We start from the raw sequence: 3,294 nt of genomic DNA, 5'->3' as shown, positions 1-3,294 counted from the left end.
GCATATGAGTAAATAGAAAGATAAAGCTCTTTAACAATTAGGAACAAGCTGAAAGAAACGAGTTCTCGTTTTTACGGAAGGCATTGATACGAAAGTATGGGTGTTGTGAAGTAGGAAAGAGAAAAAAGCGTAATAGAAACCAAGACAACTGTGAGTTGTAAGGTTAAGAAATTAAGCGTACACGGTGGATGCCTAGGCAATCAGAGGCGAAGAAGGACGTGTTAATCTGCGAAAAGCGACGGTGAGCTGATAAAAGGCGTTATAGCCGTCGATGTCCGAATGGGGAAACCCAGTGCAGGTGACTGCACTATCATCTGATGAATACATAGTCAGATGAGGCGAACCGGGAGAACTGAAACATCTAAGTACCCCGAGGAAAAGAAATCAACCGAGATTCCCCTAGTAGCGGCGAGCGAAAGGGGAGGAGCCCAAAGCGGGTAGCATAATGTATCAGTGGAAGCGTCTGGAAAGTCGCACGATAGAGGGTGAAAGTCCCGTACACGAAGATGGATTATGTGGAAGCTTGAAGAGTAGGGCGGGACACGTGATATCCTGTCTGAAGATGGGGGGACCATCCTCCAAGGCTAAATACTCCTGATTGACCGATAGTGAACCAGTACCGTGAGGGAAAGGCGAAAAGAACCCCGGGAGGGGAGTGAAATAGACCCTGAAACCGTGTACGTACAATCAGTGGGAGCATGTGTCGTTGGGCATGTGTGACTGCGTACCTTTTGTATAATGGGTCAGCGACTTATATTCTGTAGCAAGGTTAACCGAATAGGGGAGCCGAAGGGAAACCGAGTATTAACTGTGCGTTAAGTTGCAGGGTATAGACCCGAAACCCGGTGATCTAGCCATGGGCAGGTTGAAGGTTGGTTAACACTAACTGGAGGACCGAACCGACTAATGTTGAAAAATTAGCGGATGACCTGTGGCTGGGGGTGAAAGGCCAATCAAACCGGGAGATAGCTGGTTCTCCCCGAAAGCTATTTAGGTAGCGCCTCATGTATAACTGTTGGGGGTAGAGCACTGTTTCGGCTAGGGGGCCATCCCGGCTTACCAACCCGATGCAAACTCCGAATACTGACAAGTTTAATCATGGGAGACACACGGCGGGTGCTAACGTTCGTCGTGAAGAGGGAAACAACCCAGACCGCCAGCTAAGGTCCCCAAGTCATAGTTAAGTGGGAAACGAAGTGGGAAGGCTTAGACAGCTAGGATGTTGGCTTAGAAGCAGCCATCATTTAAAGAAAGCGTAATAGCTCACTAGTCGAGTCGGCCTGCGCGGAAGATGTAACGGGGCTAAAACTATGCACCGAAGCTGCGGCAGTGCACGCAAGTGTATTGGGTAGGGGAGCGTTCTGTAAGCCGTAGAAGGTGTGTTGTGAGGCATGCTGGAGGTATCAGAAGTGCGAATGCTGACATAAGTAACGATAAAGCGGGTGAAAAGCCCGCTCGCCGGAAGACCAAGGGTTCCTGTCCAACGTTAATCGGGGCAGGGTGAGTCGACCCCTAAGGAGAGGCCGAAGGGCGTATCTGATGGGAAACGGGTTAATATTCCCGTACTGGCTATAACTGCGATGGGGGGACGAAGAAGGCTAGGTTTACCACCTATTGGATGGTGGGTTAAGCGTGTAGGGGTGTGATTAGGCAAATCCGGTCACTGAGACCCTGAGGCGTGATGACGAGCTACTAAGGTAGTGAAGTAATTGATGCCCTGCTTCCAGGAAAATCCTCTAAGCTTCAGGTTATAGTTAATCGTACCCGAAACCGACACAGGTGGTCAGGTAGAGAATACTCAGGCGCTTGAGAGAACTCGGGTGAAGGAACTAGGCAAAATGGTGCCGTAACTTCGGGAGAAGGCACGCTGATGGTAATTGAAGTCCCGCGCGGATGGAGGTGAAATCAGTCGAAGATACCAGCTGGCTGCAACTGTTTAATAAAAACACAGCACTGTGCAAACACGAAAGTGGACGTATACGGTGTGACGCCTGCCCGGTGCTGGAAGGTTAATTGATGGGGTTATGCGTAAGCAGAAGCTCTTGATCGAAGCCCCAGTAAACGGCGGCCGTAACTATAACGGTCCTAAGGTAGCGAAATTCCTTGTCGGGTAAGTTCCGACCTGCACGAATGGCGTAATGATGGCCAGGCTGTCTCCACCCGAGACTCAGTGAAATTGAAATCGCCGTGAAGATGCGGTGTACCCGTGGCAAGACGGAAAGACCCCGTGAACCTTTACTATAGCTTGACAGTGAACATTGAGCCTTAATGTGTAGGATAGGTGGGAGACTAAGAAGTGTGTACGCCAGTATGCATGGAGTCATCCTTGAAATACCACCCTTTAATGTTTGATGTTCTAACCTATACTTCTGAATCGAGGTAAGGGACACTGTCTGGTGGGTAGTTTGACTGGGGCGGTCTCCTCCCAAAGAGTAACGGAGGAGCACGAAGGTTAGCTAATCCTGGTCGGACATCAGGAGGTTAGTGCAATGGCAAAAGCTAGCTTGACTGCGAGAGTGACGGCTCGAGCAGGTACGAAAGTAGGTCATAGTGATCCGGTGGTTCTGAATGGAAGGGCCATCGCTCAACGGATAAAAGGTACTCCGGGGATAACAGGCTGATACCGCCCAAGAGTTCATATCGACGGCGGTGTTTGGCACCTCGATGTCGGCTCATCACATCCTGGGGCTGAAGTAGGTCCCAAGGGTACGGCTGTTCGCCGTTTAAAGTGGTACGCGAGCTGGGTTTAGAACGTCGTGAGACAGTTCGGTCCCTATCTGCCATGGGCGTAGGAAAATTGAGAGGGTTTGCTTCTAGTACGAGAGGACCGAAGTGAACGCACCGCTGGTGTACGGGTTGTGATGCCAATTGCATTGCCCGGTAGCTACGTGCGGAATAGATAAGTGCTGAAAGCATCTAAGTACGAAACTAGCCTCGAGATGAGTTTTCCCTGATGAGAATCAGTAAGGTCCGTTTGAGACTAAGACGTAGATAGGTCAGGTGTGTAAGTGTAGTGATACATTGAGCTAACTGATACTAATGAACCGAGAGTCTTAACCTTACAACTCGGAGTTGTTTTGGGATACGCGAGAGAGAAGAGAAAATCATCGGAAGGTGGTTAAAGAATGTAGAAACAGTTTGTTCCGGATTGAGGAATTGATGTAAAGATGAGATAATGTACATCAATAGAGAAAGAGAAGACAGGATATGTCTGGCGGTAATAGCGCGGTGGTCCCACCTGACCCCATGCCGAACTCAGAAGTGAAACGCCGTAGTGCCGATGGTAGTGTGGGT

General features: G+C 49.6%; 2 rRNA genes. Both read left to right on the top strand.

The annotated features are described in order from the left end of the window. The first annotated feature begins 161 nt into the window (after positions 1 to 161). Positions 162 to 3,061 (top strand): 23S ribosomal RNA (locus ACGH6R_RS11075). Between the two features lie 149 nt (positions 3,062 to 3,210). Further along, positions 3,211 to 3,294: ribosomal RNA gene (rrf, locus tag ACGH6R_RS11070) — 5S ribosomal RNA — on the top strand; the annotation flags it as partial.

Source organism: Gilliamella sp. CG13 (genome assembly GCF_046635805.1).
GTDB classification, from domain to species: Bacteria; Pseudomonadota; Gammaproteobacteria; order Enterobacterales; family Orbaceae; genus Gilliamella; species Gilliamella apicola_I.
This window is presented reverse-complemented; position numbering and strand designations above follow the sequence as displayed.